At 74.1% G+C, this 25976-nt stretch carries 24 protein-coding genes; 10 read left to right on the top strand and 14 right to left on the bottom strand.

Annotation, left to right across the window (positions count from 1 at the left end; translation table 11 throughout):
- Positions 1–35: 35 nt before the first annotated feature.
- Entirely contained in the window at positions 36–1220 is a 1185-nt protein-coding gene (locus tag ACZ501_RS00330) for a CapA family protein (protein WP_361599255.1), read from the top strand.
- Between the two features lie 3 nt (positions 1221–1223).
- On the opposite strand, the gene ACZ501_RS00335 is transcribed toward ACZ501_RS00330, so the two are convergent.
- Both ACZ501_RS00335 and ACZ501_RS00340 read right to left on the bottom strand, forming a co-directional pair.
- Positions 1224–2126 carry an SCO1860 family LAETG-anchored protein gene (locus ACZ501_RS00335; protein ID WP_468791368.1) on the bottom strand — a complete coding sequence of 301 codons (903 nt, stop codon included), beginning with the start codon at positions 2124–2126 and terminating at the stop codon, positions 1224–1226.
- 197 nt (positions 2127–2323) lie between these two features.
- On the bottom strand, positions 2324–3418 hold the full coding sequence (locus ACZ501_RS00340; RefSeq protein ID WP_468791371.1) for an amidohydrolase family protein: 1095 nt from the start codon (positions 3416–3418) through the stop codon (positions 2324–2326).
- Between the two features lie 64 nt (positions 3419–3482).
- On the opposite strand from ACZ501_RS00340, the gene ACZ501_RS00345 reads away from it, so the two are divergent.
- A complete protein-coding gene (locus tag ACZ501_RS00345) occupies positions 3483–4553 on the top strand; it encodes a pyridoxal-phosphate-dependent aminotransferase family protein (RefSeq protein WP_361599246.1) in 1071 nt (356 codons plus the stop codon).
- 19 nt (positions 4554–4572) lie between these two features.
- Here ACZ501_RS00345 and ACZ501_RS00350 read toward each other — a convergent pair whose 3' ends face one another.
- From ACZ501_RS00350 to ACZ501_RS00385, 8 genes are all read right to left on the bottom strand, one after another.
- Positions 4573–5640 carry an aminotransferase class V-fold PLP-dependent enzyme gene (locus ACZ501_RS00350; protein WP_468791374.1) on the bottom strand — a complete coding sequence of 356 codons (1068 nt, stop codon included), beginning with the start codon at positions 5638–5640 and terminating at the stop codon, positions 4573–4575.
- Positions 5641–5710: 70 nt separating this feature from the next.
- Complete coding sequence (locus ACZ501_RS00355) at positions 5711–6415, bottom strand: DsbA family oxidoreductase (protein ID WP_468791377.1); 705 nt, start codon at positions 6413–6415, stop codon at positions 5711–5713.
- A 72-nt stretch (positions 6416–6487) separates the two neighbouring features.
- Positions 6488–6976 (bottom strand): GNAT family N-acetyltransferase, encoded by a 489-nt coding sequence (locus tag ACZ501_RS00360; RefSeq protein WP_468791380.1) that lies wholly within the window; start codon positions 6974–6976, stop codon positions 6488–6490.
- A gap of 63 nt (positions 6977–7039) precedes the next feature.
- On the bottom strand, positions 7040–8488 hold the full coding sequence (locus ACZ501_RS00365) for a peptidoglycan D,D-transpeptidase FtsI family protein (protein WP_468791383.1): 1449 nt from the start codon (positions 8486–8488) through the stop codon (positions 7040–7042).
- A gap of 62 nt (positions 8489–8550) precedes the next feature.
- Positions 8551–9213, bottom strand: a complete 663-nt coding sequence (locus ACZ501_RS00370; RefSeq protein ID WP_468791386.1) for a response regulator — start codon at positions 9211–9213, stop codon at positions 8551–8553.
- Positions 9210–10556, bottom strand: coding sequence for a sensor histidine kinase (locus ACZ501_RS00375; RefSeq protein ID WP_468791389.1), 1347 nt, complete (start codon positions 10554–10556; stop codon positions 9210–9212). Before ACZ501_RS00375 ends, ACZ501_RS00370 begins: the two co-directional genes overlap by 4 nt.
- Before the next feature lie 117 nt (positions 10557–10673).
- Entirely contained in the window at positions 10674–11768 is a 1095-nt protein-coding gene (locus tag ACZ501_RS00380; protein WP_468791392.1) for a hypothetical protein, read from the bottom strand.
- A gap of 96 nt (positions 11769–11864) precedes the next feature.
- Complete coding sequence (locus tag ACZ501_RS00385; RefSeq protein ID WP_362457885.1) at positions 11865–12665, bottom strand: IclR family transcriptional regulator; 801 nt, start codon at positions 12663–12665, stop codon at positions 11865–11867.
- Between the two features lie 137 nt (positions 12666–12802).
- Here ACZ501_RS00385 and ACZ501_RS00390 point away from each other — a divergent pair, with 137 nt between their 5' ends.
- From ACZ501_RS00390 to ACZ501_RS00405, 4 genes are all read left to right on the top strand, one after another.
- Positions 12803–14329: an aldehyde dehydrogenase (NADP(+)) gene (locus ACZ501_RS00390; RefSeq protein WP_468791395.1), complete on the top strand. Its 1527-nt coding sequence runs from the start codon at positions 12803–12805 to the stop codon at positions 14327–14329.
- Between the two features lie 41 nt (positions 14330–14370).
- On the top strand, positions 14371–14592 hold the full coding sequence (locus ACZ501_RS00395) for a hypothetical protein (protein ID WP_361599216.1): 222 nt from the start codon (positions 14371–14373) through the stop codon (positions 14590–14592).
- A gap of 62 nt (positions 14593–14654) precedes the next feature.
- The gene (locus ACZ501_RS00400) at positions 14655–15899 is read left to right on the top strand and encodes a TerD family protein (RefSeq protein WP_468791398.1); all 1245 of its coding nucleotides are present in this window, start codon (positions 14655–14657) and stop codon (positions 15897–15899) included.
- A 113-nt stretch (positions 15900–16012) separates the two neighbouring features.
- Positions 16013–16192, top strand: coding sequence for a hypothetical protein (locus ACZ501_RS00405; RefSeq protein ID WP_361599210.1), 180 nt, complete (start codon positions 16013–16015; stop codon positions 16190–16192).
- 90 nt (positions 16193–16282) lie between these two features.
- On the opposite strand, the gene ACZ501_RS00410 is transcribed toward ACZ501_RS00405, so the two are convergent.
- Positions 16283–17731: an alkaline phosphatase PhoX gene (locus ACZ501_RS00410; RefSeq protein WP_468791401.1), complete on the bottom strand. Its 1449-nt coding sequence runs from the start codon at positions 17729–17731 to the stop codon at positions 16283–16285.
- 226 nt (positions 17732–17957) lie between these two features.
- Positions 17958–19463, bottom strand: coding sequence for a hypothetical protein (locus ACZ501_RS00415; protein WP_468791404.1), 1506 nt, complete (start codon positions 19461–19463; stop codon positions 17958–17960).
- 349 nt (positions 19464–19812) lie between these two features.
- Between ACZ501_RS00415 and ACZ501_RS00420 the strand changes: the two genes are divergently transcribed.
- The 3 genes from ACZ501_RS00420 to ACZ501_RS00430 all read left to right on the top strand — a co-directional run bounded on the left by ACZ501_RS00420 (position 19813) and on the right by ACZ501_RS00430 (position 22570).
- The gene (locus tag ACZ501_RS00420; protein WP_468791407.1) at positions 19813–21654 is read left to right on the top strand and encodes an endonuclease/exonuclease/phosphatase family protein; all 1842 of its coding nucleotides are present in this window, start codon (positions 19813–19815) and stop codon (positions 21652–21654) included.
- A gap of 56 nt (positions 21655–21710) precedes the next feature.
- Complete coding sequence (locus ACZ501_RS00425) at positions 21711–22178, top strand: GNAT family N-acetyltransferase (protein WP_468791410.1); 468 nt, start codon at positions 21711–21713, stop codon at positions 22176–22178.
- Positions 22179–22315: 137 nt separating this feature from the next.
- Positions 22316–22570: a hypothetical protein gene (locus tag ACZ501_RS00430; RefSeq protein WP_361599196.1), complete on the top strand. Its 255-nt coding sequence runs from the start codon at positions 22316–22318 to the stop codon at positions 22568–22570.
- Between the two features lie 103 nt (positions 22571–22673).
- Here the strand turns inward: ACZ501_RS00430 and dapD are convergent, their stop codons facing one another.
- Both dapD and ACZ501_RS00440 read right to left on the bottom strand, forming a co-directional pair.
- Complete coding sequence (dapD, locus tag ACZ501_RS00435; RefSeq protein ID WP_361599193.1) at positions 22674–23654, bottom strand: 2,3,4,5-tetrahydropyridine-2,6-dicarboxylate N-succinyltransferase; 981 nt, start codon at positions 23652–23654, stop codon at positions 22674–22676.
- A gap of 9 nt (positions 23655–23663) precedes the next feature.
- Positions 23664–24920: an MFS transporter gene (locus tag ACZ501_RS00440; RefSeq protein ID WP_468792628.1), complete on the bottom strand. Its 1257-nt coding sequence runs from the start codon at positions 24918–24920 to the stop codon at positions 23664–23666.
- A gap of 95 nt (positions 24921–25015) precedes the next feature.
- Here ACZ501_RS00440 and ACZ501_RS00445 point away from each other — a divergent pair, with 95 nt between their 5' ends.
- Positions 25016–25900, top strand: coding sequence for a winged helix-turn-helix transcriptional regulator (locus ACZ501_RS00445; RefSeq protein ID WP_468791412.1), 885 nt, complete (start codon positions 25016–25018; stop codon positions 25898–25900).
- Positions 25901–25976 lie beyond the last annotated feature (76 nt).

Here is a 25976-nt window from a genome sequence, read left to right on the forward strand (position 1 = left end):
CTACGATGGCGGGAACTGCGACGAGGGGGCGGCACATGAAGGCGGCGACGCGAATAGGCCTCGGCCTGGCGGGACTGGCGGTGGTCGGCGGAGCCGTGTACGCCGCGCCCCGGTTCCTGGAGCACGGCGCCGACACCGCCGAGCAGCGGCTCGGGGCCCGGCCCGGCACCACCAAAGCGGCTCCGGCCGGGACGCCGTTCACGCTGGTGGCGACGGGCGACATCATCCCGTACCCCTCGATCATCCAGCGTTCGCAGGACGACGCCGGCAAGCCCGGCGAGTACGACTTCCGGAAGATACTGGCGGGCGTCAAGCCCCTCGTGTCCGCCGCCGACCTGGCGATATGCCACCACGAGATACCGTACGGAAGGCCCGGCGGCCCCTACACCGGCTACCCCGCCTTCAAGGCGCCGCACCAGCTGGCCGACGCCCTCAAGGACGCCGGGTACGACAGCTGTTCCACCGCCTCGAACCACACCCTCGACGACGGCTACGACGGCCTCACCCGCACCCTCGACCACCTCGACCGCGTCGGCCTGCGGCACGTCGGCTCGGCGCGCAGCGCCGAGGAGGCCAAGGCGCCGGCGCTGCTCTCGGCCGGCGGCGCGAAGGTCGCCCAGCTGGACTACACGTACGGGACGAACGGCATACCGCTCCCGGCCGGCAAGCCCTGGGCCGTGAACCTGATCGACCAGGGCCGGATCATCGCCGACGCCCGCGCGGCGCGGGCGGCCGGCGCGAACGTCGTCGTCCTCAGCATCCACTGGGGTACCGAGTGGCAGACGGCGCCCGACCAGCAGCAGCGCGATCTGGCACAGGCGCTGACGGCCTCTCGCGGGGCCGACGGCCTGCCCGACATCGATCTGGTCCTCGGTACGCACAACCACGTGCCGCAGCCCTACGAGAAGATCAACGGCACCTGGGTGGTGTTCGGCATGGGCGACCAGGTCGCCAGCTTCTACGAGCCCGAGAAGGCCCGGGGCAACATGTCCTCGATCCCCCGCTTCACCTTCGCCCCGGCGGCCGCGCACAGCGGCCGCTGGGAGGTGGTCAAGGCCGAGTACCTGACGCAGTACTCGGACATGGGCCCGCCGTTCCGGGTCGTCTGCGCCTCCTGCGCGGCGGACCGCCCCGAGTACGCCCGGGTCGACAAGGAGGTCACCGCGGCCGTCACCTCGCGCGGTGCCGTCGGCCAGGGGCTGGAGCACGCCTCCCGCTGAGCGTCAGCGGGTCCTGCCGCGCCGGGTCACGACGAGTGCGCCGGCGCCGATGCCGAGCAGGAGCAGGGCGCCGCCGGCGACGTAGGGGGTCACCGAACCGGCTCCGGTCTCGGCGAGGTTGGCCTGTGTCGTGCTCCGCGTCGCGGTCTGCGGCTTGACGTCGGGCGTGGTCGCCGGCCGGGGGCCGGGCGCGGCCCGACCGGGTGCCTCGCAGTGCGCTTCGGCGAGCACGACCTCGCCGTCGACCTGGGCGACGTTCAGGTTGAGCGGGTTGACCGTCACCTTCAGGCGCAGGGCGGCCGCCGCGGCGGTGGTGGAGGTGGTCTGCGTACCGGAGAGCTCCAGGGAGACCTGGCCGACGCCGGGGACCTCGACCCGGGTGGGGCCGCCGGCGGTCAGGGTGACCTTCTTGCCGAGGGCGGTGACCGTCCCGAGGACGTTCGCGGAGGCGACCGGCTTCTTGCCCGCCTCGCAGACGGCCTTGGAGGTGACCTTCTCCACCTCGACGAGGGAGAGCGCGGGCAGCCCGGGGACGTGCACGCGGGCGTGGGCGAGGTTCGACTCGGCCTGGGCGCGGTCCTTGTCGGCGGTGGCCTTGGCGGTGGCGACGTCCGCCCGCAGGACGCTGACCGGCCGGCCCTGTTCGGCGCCGTCGAGGGTGACGGTGAGGGCCGTCTTCTCGGCGGTGGCGGGGGCGGTGACCTCGTTGAGGCTGGCCTTCAGCGGCACGTGCACGGCCTTGTTGAGCAGGCCCACGTCCAGCCCGGCCCGCAGGACGACGGCGCCGGACGTTCCCTCCTTGCCGGCCCCGCCGTCCGCGGCGAGGGCGGGCGGCGCGGCGAGCAGGGCCACCGCCCCCGTGGCGAGCAGGACGGCCGCGGGCATGCGGAAGGTGTTGCTGTTCAAGATGGTGGAACCCCCGGGGAGATGGGTGCCGTCGCGGCGCCAATGGGGGACATCGCGCACGCCGACGGCTTCGACGTTCGAAATCCTTACGCACGGAGAGTGAACGGTCAGCAGCCTGACGTGAGTTCACCCCAAAGGGTGGTTTCCACGCATGTATTCGATTTTCCGCGCCCCAACGGCACCGTCCGGCACACGCGTCAGGCCCGGACCACGCCGTTCACGATCACCCGCTCCGGCTGGGCCAGGGCCCGTACGTCGGCCCGCGGGTCGGCGGCGTAGACCACGAGGTCGGCCGGGGCGCCCTCGGTCAGACCCGGCCTGCCGAGCCATTCCCGGGCCGCCCAGGCGGTCGCCGAGAGGGCGTCCAGCGGCGGGATCCCGGCCTTCACCAGTTCCGCGACCTCCGCGGCGACCAGGCCGTGCGGCAGGGAACCCCCCGCGTCCGTGCCGACGTACACCTCGATGCCCGCGTCCCAGGCGGCCCGGACGGTGTCGTACCGGCGCTCGTGCAGCCGCCGCATGTGCGCGGACCAGCGGGGGAACTTGGCCTCGCCGCCCGCGGCGAGCTTCGGGAACGTCCCGATGTTCACCAGGGTCGGCACGATCGCCACCCCGCGCTCCGCGAACAGCGGGATGGTGTCCTCGGTGAGCCCCGTGGCGTGCTCGATGCAGTCGATGCCCGCCTCGACCAGGTCCCGTAGCGAGTCCTCCGCGAAGCAGTGCGCGGTGACCCGGGCCCCCAGCCGGTGCGCCTCGGCGATGGCGGCCGCGACCTCGGCGCGCGGCCAGCAGGCCGTCAGGTCGCCGGCGTCGCGGTCGATCCAGTCCCCCACCAGCTTCACCCAGCCGTCGCCGCGCCGGGCCTCCCGGCCCACGTACTCCACCAGCCGGTCCGGCTCGATCTCGTGGGCGTAGTTGCGGATGTAGCGGCGGGTGCGGGCGATGTGCCGGCCCGCCCGAATGATCTTGGGCAGGTCCTCGCGGCCGTCGATCCAACGGGTGTCGGAGGGCGACCCGGCGTCCCGGATGAGGAGGGTGCCGGCGTCCCGGTCGGTGAGGGCCTGCCGTTCGGCGGTCGGGGCGTCGACCGGGCCGTGGGCGTCGAGGCCCACGTGGCAGTGCGCGTCGACCAGCCCGGGCAGCACCCAGCCGGTGACGGTGGTGACCTCGCGGGCGGCGGTCGGCCGCTCGTAGGAGATCCGCCCGCCGACGACCCACAGCTCGTCGCGGACCTCGTGGGGCCCGACGAGCACGCGTCCCTTCACATGGAGCACACCCTTGTGATCACTCATGGCGGCACTGTACGTGCGTGCTGGGTACGCTCGACCGGATACCCCCGACGAAGAGAGCACCGCCGTGACCCACCCCCTGCTGGACCTCCCGCCGCTGACCGCCGAGCGGTTCGCCTCCATCGAGGAGGGGGTCGCGCGGCTGCTGGACACCCGGCACGACGTGGTGATCACCCAGGGCGAGGCGCTGCTCCCGCTGGAGGGGTGCATCCGCTCGGGGGCGCGGCCGGGGTCGACGGCGCTGAACGTCGTCACGGGGCCGTACGGGACCACCTTCGGCAACTGGCTGCGCGACGCCGGGGCACGCGTGGTGGACCTGGCCGTGCCCTTCGACACCGCCGTCACCGGCGAGCAGGTCGCCGAGGCCCTGGCCGCGCACCCGGAGATCGACTTCGTCTCCCTGGTGCACGCCGAGGCGGCGACCGGCAACACCAACCCGGTCGCGGAGATCGGTGCGGCCGTACGGGCCCACGGGGCGCTGTTCATGCTGGACGCGGTGGCCTCGGTGGGCGCCGAGCCGCTGCTGCCGGACGCGTGGGGCGTGGACCTGTGCGTGATCGGCGCCCAGAAGGCGATGGGAGGCCCGGCGGGCGTCTCGGCGGTGTCGGTGAGCGAGCGGGCCTGGGAGCGGTTCGCGGCCAACCCGGCGGCGCCGCGCCGTTCGTACCTCTCGCTGCTCGACTGGAAGGAGCGCTGGATCGACGGCGGCCGCAAGGCGCTGCTCCACGCGCCCGCGCAGCTGGAGATGCTGGCCCTGGAGGCCTGCCTGGACCGGATCGCGGCCGAGGGGTTGGCGGGCGTGCTGGAGCGGCACGCCGCGGCCGCCCGGGCCGTCCGGGCGGGTGCGGAGGTGCTCGGGGTCGCACCGTGGGTCGGGAACCCGGCAGAGGCCGCCCCGGTGGCGACCACGCTGCGGGTCGCGGACGCCTCGCTGGTGGTGGCGAAGGCCCTGGCGGCGGACCCGTCGGCGCCGCTCGCGGCGGGTGGCGGGACGCTGGCCCGGGAGATGGTCCGCGTCAACCACTACGGCCCGGCGGCATCGCGGGAGGCGGTCGGAGCGGCCCTGGGGGCGCTGGCCCGCGCCCTGGACGCCGATCCGGCGCCGGCGCTGGCGGCGGCTTCGGCGGCCTGGGCGTAACCTCCGGAGCCGGCTGCGGTCAGCCGGACAGCACGTCCAGCAGCCGGTCGACGTCCGCCTCGGTGTTGTAGAGGTGGAAGGAGGCCCGCAGGGTTCCCCCACGGGCGGAGGTGTGGATCCCGGCGGCCTGCAGGGCGGCCTGCCGGTGCTCCAGGCCCGCCACCGAGACGATGGCGGCGTCGCCGGGGACGGGCTCGTGGCCGAGGCCCGCGAGTCCGGCCCGGTAGCGGCGGGCGAGGGCGGTGTCGTGGGCGTGTACGGCCTCGACGCCGATGCGCTCCAGCAGGGCCAGCGAGGGCTGCGCGGCGTAGTACGGGAGGAACGCCGCGGACTCGTCGAAGCGGCGCGCGTCGGCCGCGAGTTGCCGCATCGGGCCGTAGCAGGCCTCCCACTTGGACTCGGCCGCCACCCAGCCGGCGTGCAGCGGCGTCAGGCCGGGCTGGGCCTCCTCGGAGACGGTCAGGTACGAGGTGCCGCGGCCGCCGAGCAGCCACTTGTAGCCGCCGGTGACGGTGTACTCGTACGGCGAGGCGTCGAACGGCAGCCACCCGGCGGCCTGGGTGGCGTCCACGAGCATCCGCGCCCCGTGGGCGTCCGCCGCCGCGCGGACGGCGGCGAGGTCGGCCGTGCGGCCGTCGGCGGACTGTACGGCGCTCAGCGAGACCAGGCGGGTGCCGGGGCGGACGGCGTCGGCGAGGGACTCCAGCGGGGCGAAGCGGACCTTGAGGTCGCCGCGCAGCACGAAGGGGTTCATGACGGAGGCGAAGTCCCGCTCGGGAACGAGGACTTCGGCTCCGGCGGGCAGGGAGGCCGCGATCAGGCCCACGTGGGTGGCGACGGACGAGCCGACGGCCACGCGCTGCGGGTCTACCGCCACGAGCCGGGCGAAGGCGGCCCGCACCCGCTCGACGACGTCGAAGTCACCGGAGCCGCCGGGCAGTCCGGCTCCGGCCGCTTCGGCCAGGTCCCGTACCGCGGCGACGGCGGACCGCGGGAGCACGCCGGCGGCAGCGGTGTCGAGGTAGGTGGTGGAGTGCGCGAACTCGGCGGCGGACAGGCGGGACACGGCGGAGAGCGGAAGATCCATGCCGTCCACTCTGCGCCGCCGCCACCTCAAAGTCCATTGCCGAGTTTTGCGTACGAACTCAAAGGGGTTCTTATACCTGGGGGACCGTGCACGCCCCGTCGGGCTCGCAGGCTTCGGCGGTGGGCGTCTCCACCGTCTCGCGCCCGGCCCAGGCCTGCTCCAGCGCACGGGTGAACACCTCGGCGGGCTGGCCGCCGGAGATGCCGTAGCGCCGGTCGAGGACGAAGAACGGCACGGCGTTCGCACCCAGTTCGGCCGCCTCGCGCTCGTCCGCCCGCACCCGGTCCGCGTAGGCGGAGTCGTCGGCGAGGACCGCGCGGGCCTCCGTCTCGTCCAGCCCGGCCTCGACGGCCAGGGCGACCAGCACCTCGGGGTCGAAGACGGACCGCTCCTCGGCGAAGTGGGCGCGGAAGGCGAGGTCGAGGAGCTCCTCCTGCCGTCCGCGGGCGGCGGCCAGGTGCAGCAGGCGGTGGATGTCGAAGGTGTTGCCGTGGTCGCGGCCCTCGGTCAGGTACGCCAGCCCCTCGGCGCGGGCGCTGGCGGCGACGTGCTCCTCCATGCCGCGCGCCTCCTCGAGGGTGCGGCCGTACTTGCGGGCGAGCATCTCCAGGACCGGGGCGGTGACCCCCTTGGCGCCGTTCGGATCGAGCTCGAAGGACCGGAAGACGACCTCCACCTCGTCGCGGTGGGCGAACCCGGCCAGCCCCTTCGCGAACCGGGCCTTGCCGATGTAGCACCAGGGGCAGGCGATGTCGCTCCAGATCTCGACGCGCATGTTCCTTCTTCTCTCCGGGGACGGCTGAGGGACGACTAAACGGTTTGCTGTTCAACCACCTGGTGTCCCGTCTCATTCCCCGGACGCCGCACCGACCTCCAGCCAGAGCGTGCGGTGGGAGCCGGCGGGGCCGGCGGAATCCGGGCGCCAGCCGTGGGAGGCGTAGAAGGCCTGGGCCCGCAAGTTGTGTGCGTAGACCTCCAGGCGGACCCGCTCGATCCCGGCGCGCCGCCAGGCGGCGAGGCAGGCGGCGTGCAGGGCGGCTCCGGTGCCCCGGCGCCAGTGGCCGGGGTCGACGTGGAGCTGGGTGAGGGTGGTCACCCCGTCGGCGGTGAGGAAGGCCGCGACCCCGGTGACCTCGCCGTCCCGCTCCGCGCACAACACCTGCCCCTGCCACGCCGGGCGGGCCACCGCCCGGGCCCAGCCCTCGCGGGTACGCGCCTGCTCGGTCTCACCCGCGTAGGCCTCCTCGGGGACGCGGCCCCGGTAGTAGGTGGCCCGGGCCCGGGTGTGCAGGGCGGCGATGGCGTCGAGGTCGGCGGCGTGCGCGGTCCGGATCACGGGAAGGGGAACGCGCCGGGAACCGTGTCGGTTCCCGGCGCGTCGGCCCCGTGCGTGCGGCGGCTACTTCTTCAGCCACGCCGCCATCATCTTCTGGGCGATCGGCGCGGCCAGCTTGCCGCCGCCGATCTCGGAGCGGTCGGTGTCCGAGTTCTCGATCATCACCGCCACCGCGATCTGCTTGCCGCCCGCCTTGCCGTACGAGGTGAACCAGGCCAGCGGCGGGATGTTGTTGTTGACGCCGCGCTGGGCGGTGCCCGTCTTGCCGCCCACCTCGGCGCCCGCCACCTGCGCGGGCTTGCCGCCGCCCTCGGTGGCCACCGTGCGCATGGCGTCCTGGAGCATCGAGGCGGTCTTCGGGCTCATCACCTGCTCGGTCTTCGGGTCCTTGAAGTCCTCCAGGACGTTGCCGTCGCCGTCGGTCACCTCCGAGACCATGTGCGGGACGACGAGCTTGCCGCCGTTCTCGATCGCTGCGGTCACCATGGCCATCTGGAGCGGAGTGGCCTGCACGTCGAACTGGCCGATGCCCGTCTGCGCGACCTGGTCGACGGACAGCTTCTTCGTCGGGTACTTGCTCGGCGGGTTGGTGCGCACCGGGGTGTCGATCTGCGTGTTGAAGCCCAGCTTCTCCGCCATCGCCCGCATCTTCTCCTGGCCGAGCTTGGAGGCCAGCTCCGCGAAGACGTTGTTGCAGGACAACCTGAGGGCGGTGCGGGCCGACACGTTGTTGCAGGCCTCGTCGCCGGCCTCGCTGGGCAGCTTCGTGCGGGTGCCGGGGATCGTGTAGGCACCCGGAACGCCGGTCGGCGTGTCGATGCCCGTCACCAGGCCGCTCTCGATCGCCGCGGCGAGGGTGACCAGCTTGAAGGTGGAGCCGGGCGCCTGCGGCTTGCGCAGCGCCACGTTCTCCATGGCCTTGCCCTTGTCGGCGGACAACTGCTCCCAGGCCGCCGAGTCGTTGGCGCCCGTGATCCGGCCGGGGTCGTAGGAGGGGTTGTTGACCACCGCGAGGATCTGCCCGTTCGCCGGGTCGATGGCGACGGCCGCACCCTGTTTGCCGTCGAGGGCGTCGTAGGCCGCCTTCTGGACGTTCTTGTCGAGGGTGGTCAGGACGTTGCCCGGGTCGGCCCGCTTGTTGGTGAGCATGTCCATCACCGTCTTCAGCCGGGTGTCCGAGCCGTTCAGGACGTTCTTGTAGACGCCCTCCAGCATCGTCGTGCCGTAGGCCTGGGAGCTGTAGCCGGTGATCGGCGCGTACAGCGGGCCGTCCACGTACGTCCGCTTGTACCCGAAGTCCTTGCCGCCCGTCTTCGCCGAGCCGGTGATGGCCTCACCGCCCACGATGATGTTCCCCAGCGGGTTCTCGTACTGCCCGATGAGGTTGCGGCGGTTGTTCTTGTCGTCTGCGAGGGCCTGGCCTTGGTACGCCTGCACCCAGGTGACCCGCACCAAAAGGGCCAGCACCAGAAGCAGACAGAAGACCGACGCACGCCTGATCGTCTTGTTCATCCCCCGGAAGGACGTACCAGCAGCCGTGCGCGTTCCGCTCTGCCCGGATTGTGACCGCCTTCTCAGGCTTTCTTCATGATGAAGCCCCCCTCGTAGGCGGCGATGACGGCCTGGGTGCGGTCGCGGGAGCCGGTCTTGGCGAGGACCGCGGCCACGTGCGTCTTGACCGTCTGCGGGCCGACGCCGAGGTGCTCGCTCATCTCGTGGTTGGACAGTCCGGTGGCCATCAGGCGCAGGACGTCGGCCTCCCGGTCCGTCAGACGCGCCGCCCAGGCGGGGGCGGGCGGGGCGGCCGCGGTGTGGGCGGCGGCCAGGGAGCGGACGGCGGCCGGGAAGAGCAGCGAGTCCCCGCGGGCGACGAGGCGGACCGCGCCGATGAGCTCGTCGGGGTCCGCCCGCTTGAGGAGGAACCCGCTGGCGCCGGCGCGCAGCGCGTCGTAGACGTAGGCGTCGTTCTCGAAGGTGGTGACGACCACGATCCGGGGCGGGTCGGGCATGGTCCGCAGGATCTGCCCGGTCGCGCGGATGCCGTCGATCTCCGGCATGCGGACGTCCATCAGCACCACGTCGGGGGCCAGGGAGCGGACCAGCGGGACGGCTTCGGCGCCGGTCGCCGCCTCGCCGACGACCTCCATGTCGGGCTCCGCGTCGAGGATGACGCGCAGGGCGGTGCGGACCATCCGCTCGTCGTCGGCGATGACGATCCGCAGCGGGGGCCGGCTCATCGCCCGGCGCCGGGGAACGCGGCGGCGGGGAACGGGCCGGGGGCGGCGCCGAGCGGCAGGACCGCGCGCAGGCGCCAGCGGCTCCCGTGCGGGCCGGCGTCTATCCGTCCCCCGAGCAGGGCGGCCCGCTCGGCGGCGCCGCGCAGGCCGCGGCCTCCGGTGCGCCGCGGCTGCCCGCCCTCACGGCCGGGCGGGGGCTGGGCCGGCGGGTTGGTCATGGTGATCTCCAGTTCACGGTGGCCGTCGGGTGTGTGGACGCGGATCAGCAGGTCGACGGGGCCCAGGCCGTGGCGCAGGGCGTTGCTCAGGCCCTCCTGCACGATCCGGTAGGCCTCGCGGGAGGCGATCGCCGGGAGCTGGCCCCAGTGCCCCACCGGGCCCGGGTCCTGCCGGCAGGTGATGGCCGTGCCGCCGGCCCGGGTGCGGGACAGCAGCCCGTCGAGGTCGGCGGCCAGGGTCGGGGCGGGCGCGGCGTCGGCCCGGGCCGGGTCCCCGTCCCGCAGCAGGCCGAGCACCGCGTCCAGCTCGCCCACGGTGCGCCGGGTGGTGTCCTCGATCGCGGCCAGCGCCTCCCGTACGAATTCCGGATCGCGGTCGAGCACCCGCCGGGCCGCCCCCGCCTGGAGGGTGACGGCGCTCAGGGCGTGGCCCACCGCGTCGTGCAGCTCCCGGGCCAGCCGGTTGCGCACGGCGAGGTCGGCGGCCCGCTCCTCGGCGGCGGCCAGCCGGTCCGCCGTGGTCGGCCCGAGGAGTCCGGGGGCCAGCCGGGCCAGCAGCGCCCCCGCCGCGGCCGAGCAGAGGACGACCAGGACCACCAGCCCCGCCCCGAGCAGGGGGGCGACCCAGGGGGCCGCCGCGTTGCCGAACCAGCCCGTCGCGACGGGCTGCGCCCGCAGCGCGGCGGAGAACGGCAGCAGGATCAGCACCACCGCCATGGGCGTCGCCGCGAGGGTCATCCCGCTGATCACGGCCCCGACCCCGAGGTGGAGCGTCCACCAGGCGGAGGCCCGCCACCGGGCTCCCCAGGACCGGGCCGGCCCGTCGGCCAACAGGTCCCCGGGCACCCCGCTCATGGCCCTTACCGCGGTCACCGACATCGGCCGGACCAGCCCGAACAGCCCGGTGACGGCGGCGAGCGGCAGCGCGGAGGCGTAGGCGGCGAGGGTCAGGGGCAGCGAGGACAGGACGTTCGCCCCGTCGGCCGCGACGCCGACGAAGACCTGGGTGAGGAGGAAGTACGGCATCAGCAGGGCCCCGCCGAGGACCAGGTGCACCCAGCGCAGCCGGGCCCGTCTCCCCAGCACCGCCCCGGGCCACCGACGCAGCACCCCCACCCCGTTCATACCCCGCCCCCCTTCTTCCCGCCCCTTGTTCCCACGCCGCCCGTTCCCCGTCGGTCGGCGCGGCCCCCGCTGTCCCCGCTCGCCGGCCTCCCCGCTCCCCCGGCCGCCCGCTCCGCCTCAGCGCGCCCGGCGGGAGGGGAGGTGGCGGACGAGGACCGCTGCGGCGAGCAGCCCGGTGATCATCTGGCCAGCGTAGGTCAGGTACATGGCCGTGGTGGCCTCTTCGTTCGTCCCGAAGTTCACCCCGAGGGTCGCGGCCATGGTGAACGCCCCCCAGCTCAGCATCGTCGCCGAGCCGGTCCAGGCGAGGGCCAGCGGCCATCGCGCCGGGTGCCCGCCGCCCCGGCTCAGCAGCACGGTCCCCGCCGCCGCGGCGAGCGCGCACACCGCGTACGCCGCCGACACCACGCCCGACTCGGCCGAGTACGCCGCCACCCGATCGGCGGGCAGCCCCGCGCTGCCGCCGAAGGCCCAGTACAGGTGCGCCGCGGCCACCGCGGTGCCCGCCAGCGCGGCGGCTCCTGCCACCACCCCCGTGGGAGACGGGAGCCGCCGCTCCGGCACGCCCCGCCGGCCGCCGCCCCAGCGCTCCCGCACGTAGGCGACGAACAGCCCGGCCAGGGCGATCGCCTGAAGGATGAAACCGCTGTAGACGACGATGAACACCCAGGAGTCGAGGAAGGGTTCCCGGGCCGCCCGGACGGCCTCGCCGGCGCCCATGCCCAGGGCCTTGACGAGCGCTTGGGCGGGGAACCCGAGGACGATCGGGGTGAGCAGCCCGGTGGCGACGTACGCCGGAACGACGAGGAGCCATCCCGGCACCCGTCTGCCCCAGGGTCTGGTGAGCGCCAGTACGAGCACGATGACGGTGGCGTCCATGGCCAGCGTGACCGCGTTGGCCACGGTGATCGGCAGCCCGCCGTCCAGCAGCAGGCTGCCGTCCGGTATCCCGATGCGGCTCCCGGCCAGCCAGGCCGTCTTGAGCGTGAGGTACGGCAGCGTGGCGGCCAGCGCCACGGCGCTCAGGATCCGCCGCCCGGCCCCGAGGCGCCGGCCGCGGGTGGCCTTGTCGCCGCCGTCGAGGCCGGCCGGAGTCGCCGGTTTCGTCAGGTCGGTCGGGTCGGTCGGAGTCGTCGGATTCGTCAGGCCGGTCGGGCCGGTCGGTTCGGTGGGTTCGGTCGGTCCGGTCGTGTGGATTGCTCGTGTCGTCATGTCCCCACGGTCGCCCGCGCCGGCCCCCCTCCACCTCCCCCGTGAAGGTGAACCGCCTCCCCCATGCGGGGGAGGCGGTTCACCGGACCCGGCCCGTCACATCCGCCGCGTCACCACCGACAGCCGGTCCCGCGCTTCGAACAGCGCCGCCTTGATGGCCCGTTCGTGCTCCTCCGTCAGCCGTGCCACCGGCACCGAGCAGCTCACCGCGTCGCGGGCCGGCGTCCGGTACGGCACCGCCACGCCGAAGCAGCGCAGCCCGAGGGTGTTCTCCTCCCGGTCCACCGCGTACCCCTGCTCCCGCACCAGCGCCAGCTCCTCGACCAGTTGCTCCCGGTCGGTGACGGTGTGCTCGGTGACCGCCTCCAGCCGCCTCGGCAGCAGCGCCCGCACCTCCTCGTCGGTGTGCGTGGCGAGCAGCGCCTTGCCGAGGGCGGTCGAGTGGACGGGCAGCCTGCGCCCCACCCGGGTGAAGGGCCGCAGGTAGTGCTGGGACTGCCGGGTGGCGAGGTAGACGACGCTGGTGCCGTCCAGCCGCGCCAGGTGGATGGTCTCGGTGGTGTCGTCGGAGAGCCGGTCCAGGGTGGGCCTGGCCGCCGCGACCACCTCGTCCCCGTCGATGTACGAGCTCCCGACCAGCAGGGCCCGTACGCCGATGCCGTAGCGCGTGCCGGTGGCGTCGGTCTCCACCCAGCCGAGGTTCACCAGCGTGCGCAGCAGCATGTAGAGGCTGGACTTCGGCAGGGACAGGTCGTTCTGGATGTCGGCAAGGCTGTGCAGGCCGGGCCGCGCCGCGAAGTGCTCGAGCAGCAGGACCGTGCGCACGGCCGATTTCACCGGCGCCGCCGTCGCGGGGACCCCGGGCTCGGCCGGGCCGGCCGTCTCGGCTGTCGTCATACGCCTACTTCCCCTCTGGTCGGCTCTGATCGCCTCTTGTCACCCGGTGGACGCGGAAATAGAGTCCGCAACAGACGTGATCATTCATCCACCGGAACGGCGTTCAGAATACTGAACGGTCCAGGAGGTAGCGGGCCATGACAGCGACACCAGTCTGGAGTGTGGACCCCCGCACCGGGAAGCAGCGGGAACGGGTTGCGGCGGAAGCCACACCCGGAGAGGTGGACCGGGCCGTGCGCGCGGCCCACGCCGCCCGCCCCGCCCTGGCGGACGCCACCGTCCGGGCCGGTTTCCTGCGGACCGCCGCCGACCTGCTGGACGCGGCCGCACCGCGCGTGGTGGAGACCGCCGACGCCGAGACCGCGCTGGGGGCCCCGCGCCTCACCGGCGAGCTGGCCCGCACCACCGGACAGCTGCGCGCCTTCGCCGACGTGGTCGAGGAGGGCTCCTACCTCGACGTGCGGATCGACCGCGCCGACCCGTCCCTCAGCCCGCCGCGCCCCGAGCTGCGCCGCTACAAGGTGCCGCTGGGGGTGGTCGCCGTCTACGCCGCCTCCAACTTCCCGCTGGCCTTCTCCGTGCCCGGCGGGGACACCGCGAGCGCGCTGGCCGCGGGCTGCCCGGTGGTGGTCAAGGCCCACCCCGACCATCCGGCCACCTCCGAGCTGTGCGCCTCGCTGCTGCGCCGCGCGGCGGCGGCGTGCGGGCTGCCGGCGGACGTGGTCGCCGTGGTCCACGGCTTCGACGCCGGGCTGGAGCTGGTCCGCCACCCGCTGGTGGCCGCGGCCGGGTTCACCGGTTCCATCCGGGGCGGGCGGGCGCTGTTCGACGCGGCCGCGGCCCGGCCGGTGCCGATCCCCTTCCACGGTGAACTCGGCTCCCTGAACCCCGTCGTGGTCACCCCGGCGGCCGCCGCCGAGCGCGCCGAGGAGATCGGCGCCGGGCTCGCCGGCTCGGTCACCCTGGGCGTCGGCCAGTTCTGCGTCAAGCCCGGCCTGGTGCTGGTCCCCGGGGGCCCCGACGGCGACCGGCTCGCCGACGCCCTCGCCAAGTCCCTCCAGGAGACCGGGCCGGGGGTCCTGCTCGACCACCGGATGCGGGACGCCTTCGTCTCCGGCGTCCGTGAGCGCGCCGCCCTGCCCGGGGTGACCGCGCCCGTCCTGCCGGGGCCGGGCGGCGGGCACACCGTCGCGGCCGGCTTCCTGAGCGTCCCGGCGGCCACCCTGCTGGAGGGCGCCGGGCACGAGCTGCTCCTGGAGGAGTGCTTCGGGCCGGTGACCGTCGTCGTGCGGTACGCCGCCCAGCGCGAGGCCGCCGAGGTACTGGGCCGGCTCGGCGGGAACCTCAGCGCCACCCTCCAGCTGTCGGCCGCCGAGACCGGGGGTGCGCCCGGGCCGGCCGCCGAGCTGATCGCGCAGGTCACGGGGCTGGCGGGGCGGATCGTGGTGAACGGCTGGCCGACCGGGGTCGCGGTGGCGCCGGCCCAGCACCACGGCGGCCCCTACCCGGCGGCCACCTCGCACTCCACCTCCGTCGGCGGCACCGCCATCGAGCGGTGGCTGCGCCCGGTGGCCTACCAGTCGGTGCCGGACGCCCTGCTCCCGCCCGAGCTGCGCGAGGCCAACCCGCTGGGGCTGCCGCGGCGGGTGACCGCCACCGCGTAAATGCGTTGCCGCCCCGCCCGAGGCGGGGCAGGCTGCGCCGCATGCCGAAGCCACAGGGGTTCACGTACGCAGTGCACAGCGACCGCACCGTCCGCATCACGCACCGGGGCCGCGCCGCGGGCACCCTGCGGGGTGCCCGGGCCGACGCGTTCCTGGCCGAGGTCGAGTCCGGTGACGCGCAGCTGGTGATGGCCCGCTGGACCGGCGCCTACAAGATCGGCAACGAGCGCACCGCCAGGAACCACCCCCGCAACCGGCGCTGAAATCCGGGCGGAGAGTAAGGGAACGGCAAAGCCGCTCCGCTCGTTCTCCGGGCATGACCGCTATGACCCCTGGTTCCAACCTGCCGCTCAACACCGACCGCGTGACGGTGGACGTGGCTGCCCCGGTGCGGCTCGACGTGTCGGGGCTCCTGCTCGCGGCGGACGGCAAGGTGCGCTCCGACGCCGACTTCATCTTCTACAACCAGCCCTCCGGGCCCGGTGTCAGCCACCGGTCCGGCGGCGGTTCGGCGCCGGACTCGATCACCGTGGACACCGGCGCGCTGCCGCCCGGCATTGAACGCATCGTGGTCACGGCCAGCCCCGACGCGGCCGGCCAGAGCTTCCAGGGCATCGAGCCCACCGCCACCGTGCGGGACGCGGCGGGCGGCACAGTGATCGCCACCTTCACCCCGCCGCGGCTCGGCCCCGAGACGGCCCTCGTGGTCGTCGAGATCTACCAGCGCGGCGGCGTCTGGAAGGTACGCGCCGTCGGCCAGGGATACGCGAACGGCCTCGCGGGCATCGCCACCGACTTCGGGGTCTCCGTGGACGAGGAGCCGGCCCCGCCCGCGGCGGCCGCTCCGGTCGCCCCGCCGGCGCCCGCGGCACCCCCCGCCCCGCCGGCCGCGCCGCCCGCGTCCCCCTGGCTCGGCGGTCCGGCCGCCCCCGCCCCGGCTGCCCCCTCCCCGCCGGCCCCCGCGGCACCGCCGGCCGCGCCGCCCGGGGGCGGGAAGATCAACCTCGACAAGGGGCGGGTGAACCTCCAGAAGAACCAGACCGTGTCCCTGGTCAAGGGCGGCCGCCCGCTGCTCTCGCAGGTCAAGATGGGGCTGGGCTGGGAGCCGGCCTTCGGCGGCCGCGACATCGACCTGGACGCGTCCGTCATCGCCTACGGCCCGCAGCGCAACCACATCGACAGCTGCTACTTCGGCAAGCTGTCGATCCTGAACGGCGCCGTCAAGCACTCCGGGGACAACCTCACGGGTGCAGGCGCCGGGGACGACGAGGTGATCGTCGTGGACCTCGGCCGGCTGCCCGCCGACGCCACCGGACTGGTCTTCACGGTGAACTCCTTCTCCGGCCAGAAGTTCACCGAGGTCGCCAAGGCCTACTGCCGACTGATCGACGCGGCGAGCGGGGAGGAGCTGGTCCGCTTCGACCTGACCGGCGCCGAGCCCCAGACCGGCGTCATGATGGCCAAGCTGATCAAGCAGTTCTCCGGCGAATGGGAGATGACGGCCATGGGCGAGTTTGTGAAGTCCCGCACAGTGCGCGGCATGGTCAAGCCCGCCTCGCAGGCTCTCTGACCAGGTGGGCGGGCATATGCCGAGACCCGCTGCCCGACGGGCGGCGATCCGGGTGATGGATGCCACGCGTAATCCGGAGGTGGCTGTCAGTGCCCGCCCGTAGCCTTGGAAGCATGCAGAAGACACTCCAGCCCGCGGGTCCCGCGCGCCCGTCCGCCGCCGAGGCGAACGAGGCGATACGGCGTCTTGTCGAGACCCGGGTGGACGGCGAGTGGCCTTCTGAGGCGTACGAGTTCCTGCTCGAGGAGTGGGCAGCGGCCTCCCGCGCCGAGGAGATGGCCACCGTTCAGTGAGCGGTCCCGGGGCACAGGATGCCCCGGGACCGCCGTCCCCCCTTGGGGGGAGCGCCACTTCGGCGGGAGCACCTCCGCCGGGCTCCCGCGTCAGCGGGGCGAGCGCCGCCAGGGGCCGGTGATGGCCAGCATGATGCCCGGGTCCTGGATGTTGGCGTACAGGGTGCGCCCGTCCGGGGAGAAGCAGACCCCGGTGAATTCCGAGTACTCGGGCTCCTCGGCCGTCCCGATGTTGAGCTCGTTGCGCGCCAGCGGGTAGACGCGGCCCGATTCGGTGGCCCCGAGCAGGTGTTGCACGCCCTCGCCGTCCTCGGCGATGACCAGGCCCCCGTGCGGCGACACGGTGATGTTGTCGGGGCCGTCGTACCCGCCCTCGGCGCCCGGCTCCCGGTTGACCCCGATCAGGACGACGAGCCGGACCGTGCGCCGCTTGGGGTCGTAGAACCACACCTGGCCGTCGTGCGCGGTGCCCGGGCTCTCCTCGCGCGCGTAGGAGGAGACGAAGTAGGCGCCCCCGTCGGCCCACCACATGCCCTCCAGCTTGCGCCCCCGGGTCACGGCGCCGGCCGCGAACTGCTTGCGCACCGGCAGGCCGCGCGCGTCGCGGTCGGTCACCTCCGCCCAGTCGACCCCGTACACGGTGCCGGTCTTCGTCGCGCGCGAGAGGTCGTCGACGAAACGGCCCTGGCTGTCGAAGCACTTGGCGGCCGCGAGCACCCCGGCGTCGGCGGCGAGGGTACGCAGCTTGCCGCGCCCGTGCCGGAAGCCGTGCGGCGGGGTCCAGCGGTAGAGCAGCCCGTTGGGGCCGGAGGCGTCCTCGGTCAGGTAGGCGTGGCCCTGGCGCGGGTCGATGACGACGGCTTCGTGCGCGTACCGCCCGAACGCCTTGACCGGCTGCGGGTCGCGGTTGGCCCTGCGGTCGTGCGGGTCGACCTCGAAGACGTAGCCGTGGTCCTTGGTCATGCCGTTCTTGCCGGCCAGGTCCTCGGTCTCCTCGCAGGTCAGCCAGGTGCCCCAGGGGGTGGCGCCGCCCGCGCAGTTGGTCGACGTACCGGCGATGCCCACCCATTCGGCGACCTCGCCGCCGCGCCGGACCTCCACGACGGTGCAGCCGCCGGCCGCCGCCGGGTCGTAGACGAGGCCCTCGGCGAGCGGTACGGGGTGGGCCCAACCGGTGCGCGGCCCCTTGAGCTCGTGGTTGTTGACGAGGAGGGTGACACCGCGGTGCCCCTCGAAGGCGGCGGTGCCGTCGTGGTGGGACGGGGTGCTCTCACCGGAGTCGAGGGTGGTGACGCCGGAACGGGTGATCACCCGGTAGCGGAACCCGGCGGGGAGGGCCAGCAGTCCGGCCGGGTCCGGGACGAGCGGACCGTATCCGGGGGCGTGCGGACGTCCCTGTGCGTCGAGGGCGTCGGGCGTCGGGTCGTCGGCGGCCAGCGCCCCGGGGGCGGTGGCGAGGGCGCCGACCGTCCCGGTCAGTGCGACGCCCGCACCGGCGATGACGGTGCGGGCGGTGAAGTCTCTGCGGCTGAGGGGCATCGGGGCTCCAGGGGTGGGGAGGTGGTGCGCCTGACGTACGGTCGTCGGCGCACACGCTCCCGCCCGTACGTGAACGGCGGCTGAACTACCCGAGAATGCGGACCGAGCCCTTCCCTGAAGCCGGAATGGCGAACTCCGGCACCCGAAACGGCCTGTTGTACACCCCCCGCCCCGGCGCCCGCCACAGGCCGCGCCGGGTGACGGGCGGCGAGGCGCCCCCGCGCGGTCAGGCCTGCCGGGAGCGGGCCTTGAACGCCGCCTTCCGCGCCTCCTTGGAGGCCTTCTTGTCCGGGTGCAGCCGGCCCATCGCCTCCAGGACGTACGCCGTGGAGGGGTGGTCCACCCGCCAGACCTGCTCGAAGAAGCCGGCGTGGTGCTCCGTCAGGCTGCTCATGAGCTGCGGCAGCTCCTCGGTCTCCCCGTCCGCCGCGAGCTGTGCCGCGATGGTGTCCACCGTCAGCCAGAACACCATCGCTCCGTCGGGCGCCGGTACGCCGGTCACCCCGTGCTCGGCGAGCCAGACGCGGGCGAGCCCGCCCAGTTCCGGGTCGTCCAGGACCGCCCGCATCGCCGGCTCGGCCTCCGGCCCGGCCGGGGCGAGCGCCTGCTGGCACCGCAGTCGGCGCAGCGGGGCCCCCTCGTCGTCGCCGCGGGCGGCGGCGAGCAGCTCGGCCACGGCGTCCGGCAGGGAGCGCCCGGCCAGCCACTGCTCGATCTCGGCCTGGGCGGCGCCCCCCGGGTAGCGGGAGACGGCGTCGAGCAGCGCTTCGGCGCCCTTGTCGGCCAGTTCCCCGACCGCGGGGGCCTCGACCCCGGCCTCCAGCATCCGGGCGCGGACACCGTAGAGGCCGAGCGGGGTCAGCCGTACCATCCCGTAGCGGGACACGTCCTCGTCGTCCTCGGGACCGGGCCCGCCGGAGGAGTCGGCGGCACCGGCGTCCGCGAGGTCGTCCTCCTCGGCCAGCAGGGCCTCGTCCACGGGCCGGTACTCGACCAGCCCGATGGGCTCCAGCTGGCGGAACTGGTCGTCCAGCCGCATCATCGCGTCCGACACCTGCTCCAGCACGGCGTCGGTCGGATCGCCCATCTCGTCGGGCACGATCATCGACGCGGCGAGCACCGGCAGCGGCACCGGGCCCTCGCCCGCGCCGCCTTCGGCGACGGTGAGCAGGTAGAGGTTGGCGAGGACCCCGTCGAGGAAGTCCGCCTCGCGCTGCGGGTTCCAGTCGAGGCGGTCGAAGTCGATCTCGCCGCCGGCGTCCAGGGCGTCGACGAGGTCGTCCAGTTCGGGTACGGCCGCGTCCGCGAGGACGGTGTCCAGGGCCGCCAGCCACAGGTCGAGCACGTCCCCGGGCGCGCCGCCGGCCACCAGCGCGAGGTCCTCGCCGGGGGTGGCGGTGCCGTACTCGGGCTCGCCGCCGTCGGCGCCGTCGCCGCTGTCCTCCTCCGGCTCGGTCACGTCGACCAGGCCGGTGTCGACGGCCACCCGCCAGGCCTGGCTCGCGTACACGGGGGCGTCCTCGTCCGCGGCGTCGAGGCCGAGGGCCTCGGCGGCCTCGGGCAGCTGGTCGGACGCGAGTTCGCCGCCGACGTCGACGCGGGTGGCGGGTCCGGCCCAGCGGGCGAGGCGTACGGCGCGGGCGAACAGCGGGGCGACGAGGGCGTCGCGGGCCAGCTCCGCGTCGGAGGGCAGCCGTACCGGCGGCAGCGTGGGGTGCGGCTCTGCGGACATGGGGTGGTTCTCCTCGGACGGGCCGCGCGGGGCGGTGGGGCGGCTGAGCGGTGGGGCAGTCAGGCGGTCGGGTGGTTCGGGCAGTGCCACGGCGCCGGGCGACGGATGCCGTCCGGCCATGTGGCCGAAAACACATACGGACGGACCGTCAGGCCCGGTGCGGCGACCAAGCGTAGACGCATTCGGCGCAGGCCAGGCGGCCATCACCTTTGGTTCATCGCACAGTCGACCGTCGTATCCCCTGGAGCCCTTGACAACGTCCCTGGTCACCCAGGAAATTGACGCGCGTAGATGTACACGGGCCGTCAAGCGCCCGCACCTTCTCCTCCACACACCGGAGTTCCCGCCCATGCGCTCCTCGCATCCCCGTTCCGCCGCCGTCGCGGCCCTCGTCGCCACCGCGCTGGCCACCGGCCTGCTCGCGGGCACCGCCGACGCGGCCGAAGGCGCCGGGTCCGCCGATCCGATACGCATCCACGACATCCAGGGCACGACCCGGATCTCCCCCCTCAACGGCAAGCAGGTCGCCGGGGTCGAGGGCATCGTCACGGGCGTGCGCACCTACGGCTCCCGCGGCTTCTGGATCCAGGACCCGGACGCCGACGACAACTCCGCCACCAGCGAGGGCGTCTTCGTCTTCACCAGCTCCGCCCCGACCGTCGCCGTCGGCGACGCCGTCAAGGTCTCCGGCACGGTCGGCGAGTACGTCCCCGGCGGTGCGGGCTCCGGCAACCAGTCCGTCACCCAGATCGCCAAGCCCGCGGTGACGGTGGTCTCCTCGGGCAACGCGCTGCCCGCGGCCGCCGCGATCAGCGAGTACACGGTCCCCGCGGAGTACGCCCCGGCGGGCGACCCGGCGGCCGGCGGCAGCATCAACGGCCTCACCCTGGAGCCCTCGCGCTACGCCCTGGACTTCTACGAGTCCCTCGAGGGGATGAACGTCCGCATCGGCACCTCGCGCGTCGTCGGCGCCACCGACCCGTACGCGGAGCTGTGGGTGACGGTGAAGGGCTGGGAGAACCCCGCCAAGCGCGGCGGCACCGTCTACGGCTCGTACGAGTCCCAGAACACCGGCCGTCTCCAGATCCAGCAGCTCGCGCCGCTGGCGCAGCAGCCCTTCCCGGTGGCCAACGTCGGCGACAAGCTCACCGGCACCACCGAGGGCCCGCTCGACTTCAACCAGTTCGGCGGCTACACCCTCGTGGCGCGCAATCTCGGCACGGTCAAGGCGGGCACGCTCGCCCCCGAGAAGACCAAGGCCCAGTCGCCCGGCGAGCTGGCGGTGGCCACGTACAACGTGGAGAACCTCGACCCGAGCGACCCGCAGGAGAAGTTCGACAACCTCGCCAAGGCGGTCGTCGACAACCTGGCCTCGCCCGACATCGTGGCCCTGGAGGAGATCCAGGACGACAACGGCGCCAAGAACGACGGCACGGTCTCGGCCGAGCAGACGCTGACGAAGTTCACCGAGGCGATCAAGGCCGCGGGCGGCCCCGCGTACCAGTGGCGCTCGATCGCCCCGGAGAACAACAAGGACGGCGGCGAGCCCGGCGGCAACATCCGCCAGGTGTTCCTGTTCAACCCGGCCCGGGTGTCCTTCACCGACCGTGCCGCGGGCGACGCGGTGACGGCGACCGGTGTGGCGCAGGAGAAGGGCAAGGCCGCCCTGACCCACTCCCCCGGCCGGATCGACCCGGCGAACCCGGCGTGGGCCGACAGCCGCAAGCCGCTGGCCGGCGAGTTCGTCTTCCGCGGCCGCACCGTCTTCGTGATCGCCAACCACTTCGGCTCCAAGGGCGGCGACGAGGGCCTGGTCTCGCACCACCAGCCGCCGGTGCGCAAGTCGGAGGAGAAGCGGCTCCTGCAGGCGCAGGCGGTGAACGGCTTCGTCAAGGAGCTGCTGGCGGTGGACAAGAACGCGGCCGTCCTCGCGGTCGGCGACATCAACGACTTCGAGTTCTCCGGGACGGCGAAGGCGCTGGAGGACGGCGGGGCGCTGTACTCGGCGATCAAGTCGCTGCCGAAGGCGGAACGTTACTCCTACGTCTACCAGGGCAACGCGCAGGTGCTGGACCAGATCCTGACCAGCCCGTCGATCAAGAACTTCAGCTACGACAGCGTGCACATCAACGCCGAGTTCTCGGCGCAGAACAGCGACCACGACCCGCAGGTGCTGCGCTTCCGTCCGTAACCCGGCCGCAGGGGCCCGGCCACCGTCCCGGGCCGGGCCCCTGTCACAATCCGGCCATGATCCTCCGTACCGCGACCCGTCAGGACCTGCCCGCCGTACTCGCCCTGCTGGCCGACGAGGAGCGGGTCCTCGATCCGGCCTCGGTCACCGTCGGCGAGGCGCACGAACGGGCCTTCGCCGCCATCGGGGCGGATCCGCGCAACGAGATGCTGGTCCTCACCGCGGAGGAGGCCGGCGGACCGGGGGCAGAGGTGCTGGGCTGCCTCCAGCTGACGTACGTCCCGGGTCTGGGACAGGGCGGCCGCGACCGGGCGCTGGTGGAGGCGGTACGGATCCGCGCGGACCGCCGGGGCGGCGGCCTGGGCGCGGAGCTGATGCGCCTCGCGGTCGAGCGGGCCCGCGCGCGGGGCTGCGGGCTGGTCCAGCTGACCAGCGGCAAGCGGAGGTCCGCCGCGCACCGCTTCTACGAGCGCCTGGGCTTCGCACGCAGCCACGAGGGCTTCAAGCTGCGGCTGGAGCCGTAGGGCGGCCGCACCGCGCCGGGGCTCCGGCCCTGGCGTGACGCTGGACACACCGGTGCCAAAATCTTCCGGTTGTGGTGTTGAGTGTCCCCACGCCCGAACTTGCCCTCCTTGTACCGTCCGCACCCCGGGAGGACCGCGTGTTCCCCTCCATCTCCCTCGCCCAGGAAATCGGCGTCGCCGTCCTCCTCGTGGCGGCCCTCGTCTGGGTCTTCGGCCTCGGCCACATGCTGTGGGACAGCCGCTTCCACCACCCGGAGCCGGGCTCCCCCGAGGGCCTCGCCGCCATCCCGGGCCAGCGCGGCGCCGACGCGCACCCGATGGAGTCGGTCCAGCTGACGGAGGCGGAGGAGCAGGCCTTCGCGGGCCTGATCCGCACGCTCCCGCTGCACTGACCGCAGCCCGGACCGGCCGCCGGCCCCCGCCCACGACGAGTGCCCTCCCGGTCCGACCGGGAGGGCACTCGCTGCTGACGGGCCGACGACTGCCGGCGGGGCATCAGTTGTGGCTGTGCAGGACCTCGTTCAGGCCGCCCCAGTTCGCCTTGTACGGGCGGGCCTCGACGGCGCCGGTGACCGAGTTGCGGCGGAAGAGGATGTTGTCGGCGCCGGACAGCTCCAGGGCCTTGACGATCTGGCCGTCCGGCAGGGTCACCCGGGTGCCGGCGGTGACGTAGAGGCCGGCCTCGACCACGCACTCGCTGCCCAGCGCGATGCCGATGCCCGCCTCGGCGCCGATCAGGGTGCGCTCGCCGATCGAGATGATCTGCTTGCCGCCGCCGGAGAGGGTGCCCATGGTGGACGCGCCGCCGCCGATGTCGGAGCCGTCCCCGACCACGACGCCCGCGGAGATGCGGCCCTCGACCATGGAGGTGCCCAGGGTGCCGGCGTTGAAGTTGACGAAGCCCTCGTGCATGACGGTGGTGCCCTCGGCGAGGTGCGCGCCGAGGCGGACGCGGTCCGCGTCGGCGATGCGCACGCCCTTGGGGGCGACGTAGTCGGTCATGCGGGGGAACTTGTCGATCGAGGTGACCTGGAGGTGCAGGCCCTCGGCGCGGGCGTTGAGCCGCACGGTCTCGACCTGGTCTACGGCGACGGGGCCCAGGGAGGTCCAGGCGACGTTGGCCAGCAGGCCGAAGACGCCGTCCAGGTTCTGGCCGTGCGGCTTGACCAGGCGGTGGCTCAGCAGGTGCAGGCGCAGGTACGCGTCGTGCGCGTCCAGCGGCTTGTCCTCCAGGGAGGCGATGACGGTGCGGACGGCTACGACCTCGACGCCGCGCACCGCGTCCGAGCGGACGGCCTTGGCGGCGGCCGCGCCGAGCAGCTCCACGGCCCGCTCGGCCGTGAGGCGCTCGGTGCCGGCCGGGCCGGGCTCTGCGGTCAGCTCGGGGGCGGGGAACCAGGTGTCGAGGACGGTGCCGTCGGCGGCGAGGGTGGCAAGTCCGGCGGCGACGGCGCCGGTGGTACGCGTAGCAGTCATGCCCGAAACCTAACCGGCGACGGCCCGCGGTCGCGAACCGGTCTCATGTGCCGGTCGGGCGGCGTGTCGCTCCCCCGGCCGGCCGGCCGCCCGCGCCTCGCTCCGGTGCCGGGCCAGTACGACCGCCCCGGCGCCCGCCGCCAGGGCCGCGCACAGCGGCCACAGCAGGCCGGGGGCCGCCGCGTACAGGGCTCCGCCGGCGGGCGGGGCGAGGACGGTCCCGCTGACGGAGACCCCGGCGTACAGGCTCTGGAAGCGCCCGACGGCGTGCTCGGGGGCCTGGTCGGCGACGTACGCGGTGGCGGTGGTCTTGTAGAGGATCTCGCCGAGGCTGAGCAGCACCATCATGGCGACGGCGGTCGCGAGGCCCGCACCGAGGAGCAGTGCCGCGTAGCCGGCGCCGACCAGCACCAGCCCGGTGCCGATGACCGCCAGGGGCGGCCGGGCGCGCAGGGCGACGGCGGCGGGCAGTTCCAGCAGCAGGATGACGGCTCCGTTGAGGGCCATGACCAGGCCGAAGGCGCGGACGTCGAGGCCGTGGTCGGCGAGGAAGACGGGGAAGACGGAGTACTGCTGCCGGTAGACCACGTCCACGACCAGGACCGCACCGAGCAGTACCAGCACGCTGGGGCGCGCCCGCAGCGCCGCCCACACCCCGTCGCGGCCCCGACCCCCGTCCGGGGCCGCGGCGGGTGTGCGGGCGGCGCCGCGGGCGGGGACGACGCGGGCGGTCCAGACGGCGAAGAAGAGGGTGCCGAGGCCGTCACCGACGAACAGCCAGTCGTACGAGATCCCGGACGCGACCAGGGCCCCCAGCGGCGGGCCCAGGGTGAAGCCGCCGTTGGACACGCAGCGGACGACCGCGAAGGCCTGCCGGCGGGACCCTTCGGGGACGGTGACGGCGACCAGGGCGGCGTTCGCGGCCCGGACGACGCCGGCCGCGTACTGCGCCAGCGGCAGGGCGGCGTACAGCAGCGGGGTGGGCAGCAGCGGGAAGACCGTCAGGGCGGCGCCGCCGAGGGCGGAGGCGGCGAGCAGCACCCGGCGGTGGCCGAAGCGGTCGCCGTACCAGCCGCCGGTGAAGTTGCCCGCGACGAGCCCGACGCCGCCGATGCCGGTGACCAGGCCCGCCTGGGCTGCCCCGAGGCCGCGCGGGCCGCTCAGGTACAGGAAGACGAAGACGAAGGTGACGCTGACGACGGCATTGACGAAGACCCCCGCGGCCAGCAGCCACACGACCCTCGGTACGTCCTTGAACCCTTGCAGCACACCGCCACCCCCGCGCCCCGACCGAGTAAGTTCCTTTTGGGAACGGACTATGTCAGCATGACAGCCTTGGGTCAACGGACTAAGGAGGTCCCATGGCCCAGCGCACGCACCTCGGTGACGCGGACTGCTCCATCGCCCAGGCCCTCGACGTCGTGGGCGACTGGTGGACGCTGCTGATCGTGCGCGACACCGCGCGCGGCCTGTACCGCTTCGACGAGCTCCAGCGCGAGCTCGGGATGTCCCGCAAGGTGCTCGCCGAGCGGCTGAAGCTGCTGGTCGAGGCCGGGGTGCTGACGCGCGAGCCGTACCGGGAGCGCCCGGTGCGGCACGAGTACCGGCTGACCCCGCGCGGGCGGGGGCTGCTGCCGGTCCTGGTGGCCCTCCAGGACTGGGGTGACACCTGGGTCCTGGGAGAGGGAGAGATGACGGCGACGGCCGAGGAGTCCTCGAAGGAGGCCGTACGGGTCCACGCGCTGCGCGGCACCCGGCTGCCGGAGTTGCTGCTGCCGGACCGTTTCGGCGAGCTCCGCGACCCGGTGGCGGACACCCCGTTCACCGTCCTGTACTGCTTCCCCGGCGCCTACGCCCGGGCCGAGTCCTACCCGCCCGGCTGGGCCGGGATCCCGGGGGCGAAGGGCTGCACGCTGGAGTCGTGCAGCTTCCGCGACCAGCTCGCGGAGTTCACCGCCGCCGGAGCCACCGTGCACGGGGTCTCCACGCAGCGGCCCGACGAGCAACGGGAGTTCGCGGAGCAGGAGCAGCTGCGCTTCCCGCTGCTGTCGGACGCCGGACTGGACCTGGTGACGGCCCTGCGGCTGCCGACGTTCCGTGCGGCGGGGGTGAGCCGGATCAAGCGGCTGACGCTGGTCGTGGACCGGGACCGCACGGTGCGCGAGGTGCTGTACCCGATCGGCGACATCGAGGCGAGCGTGACGGCGGCCCTGACGGCGGTGCGCGCCGGCGGCTCCGCGGGCTGACCGCCCGGCCCGGCGGCTCCCCGGACCGACCGCCCCGGTCCGGCGGCTCCCCGGACCGACCGCGGGGCCCGGGCCG

It is taken from the genome of Streptomyces sp. NPDC034085 (genome assembly GCF_055575555.1).

Bases quoted from the DNA above. Each gene is read 5' to 3' on its own strand.
- ACZ501_RS00330 (WP_361599255.1), top strand. From the start codon at position 36: ATGAAGGCGGCGACGCGAATAGGCCTCGGCCTGGCGGGACTGGCGGTG.
- ACZ501_RS00340 (WP_468791371.1), bottom strand. From the start codon at position 3,418: ATGAGTGATCACAAGGGTGTGCTCCATGTGAAGGGACGCGTGCTCGTC.
- ACZ501_RS00350 (WP_468791374.1), bottom strand. From the start codon at position 5,640: ATGGATCTTCCGCTCTCCGCCGTGTCCCGCCTGTCCGCCGCCGAGTTC.
- ACZ501_RS00355 (WP_468791377.1), bottom strand. From the start codon at position 6,415: ATGCGCGTCGAGATCTGGAGCGACATCGCCTGCCCCTGGTGCTACATC.
- ACZ501_RS00365 (WP_468791383.1), bottom strand. From the start codon at position 8,488: ATGAACAAGACGATCAGGCGTGCGTCGGTCTTCTGTCTGCTTCTGGTG.
- ACZ501_RS00370 (WP_468791386.1), bottom strand. From the start codon at position 9,213: ATGAGCCGGCCCCCGCTGCGGATCGTCATCGCCGACGACGAGCGGATG.
- ACZ501_RS00375 (WP_468791389.1), bottom strand. From the start codon at position 10,556: ATGAACGGGGTGGGGGTGCTGCGTCGGTGGCCCGGGGCGGTGCTGGGG.
- ACZ501_RS00380 (WP_468791392.1), bottom strand. From the start codon at position 11,768: ATGACGACACGAGCAATCCACACGACCGGACCGACCGAACCCACCGAA.
- ACZ501_RS00385 (WP_362457885.1), bottom strand. From the start codon at position 12,665: ATGACGACAGCCGAGACGGCCGGCCCGGCCGAGCCCGGGGTCCCCGCG.
- ACZ501_RS00390 (WP_468791395.1), top strand. From the start codon at position 12,803: ATGACAGCGACACCAGTCTGGAGTGTGGACCCCCGCACCGGGAAGCAG.
- ACZ501_RS00395 (WP_361599216.1), top strand. From the start codon at position 14,371: ATGCCGAAGCCACAGGGGTTCACGTACGCAGTGCACAGCGACCGCACC.
- ACZ501_RS00400 (WP_468791398.1), top strand. From the start codon at position 14,655: ATGACCCCTGGTTCCAACCTGCCGCTCAACACCGACCGCGTGACGGTG.
- ACZ501_RS00405 (WP_361599210.1), top strand. From the start codon at position 16,013: ATGCAGAAGACACTCCAGCCCGCGGGTCCCGCGCGCCCGTCCGCCGCC.
- ACZ501_RS00410 (WP_468791401.1), bottom strand. From the start codon at position 17,731: ATGCCCCTCAGCCGCAGAGACTTCACCGCCCGCACCGTCATCGCCGGT.
- ACZ501_RS00415 (WP_468791404.1), bottom strand. From the start codon at position 19,463: ATGTCCGCAGAGCCGCACCCCACGCTGCCGCCGGTACGGCTGCCCTCC.
- ACZ501_RS00420 (WP_468791407.1), top strand. From the start codon at position 19,813: ATGCGCTCCTCGCATCCCCGTTCCGCCGCCGTCGCGGCCCTCGTCGCC.
- ACZ501_RS00425 (WP_468791410.1), top strand. From the start codon at position 21,711: ATGATCCTCCGTACCGCGACCCGTCAGGACCTGCCCGCCGTACTCGCC.
- dapD (WP_361599193.1), bottom strand. From the start codon at position 23,654: ATGACTGCTACGCGTACCACCGGCGCCGTCGCCGCCGGACTTGCCACC.
- ACZ501_RS00445 (WP_468791412.1), top strand. From the start codon at position 25,016: ATGGCCCAGCGCACGCACCTCGGTGACGCGGACTGCTCCATCGCCCAG.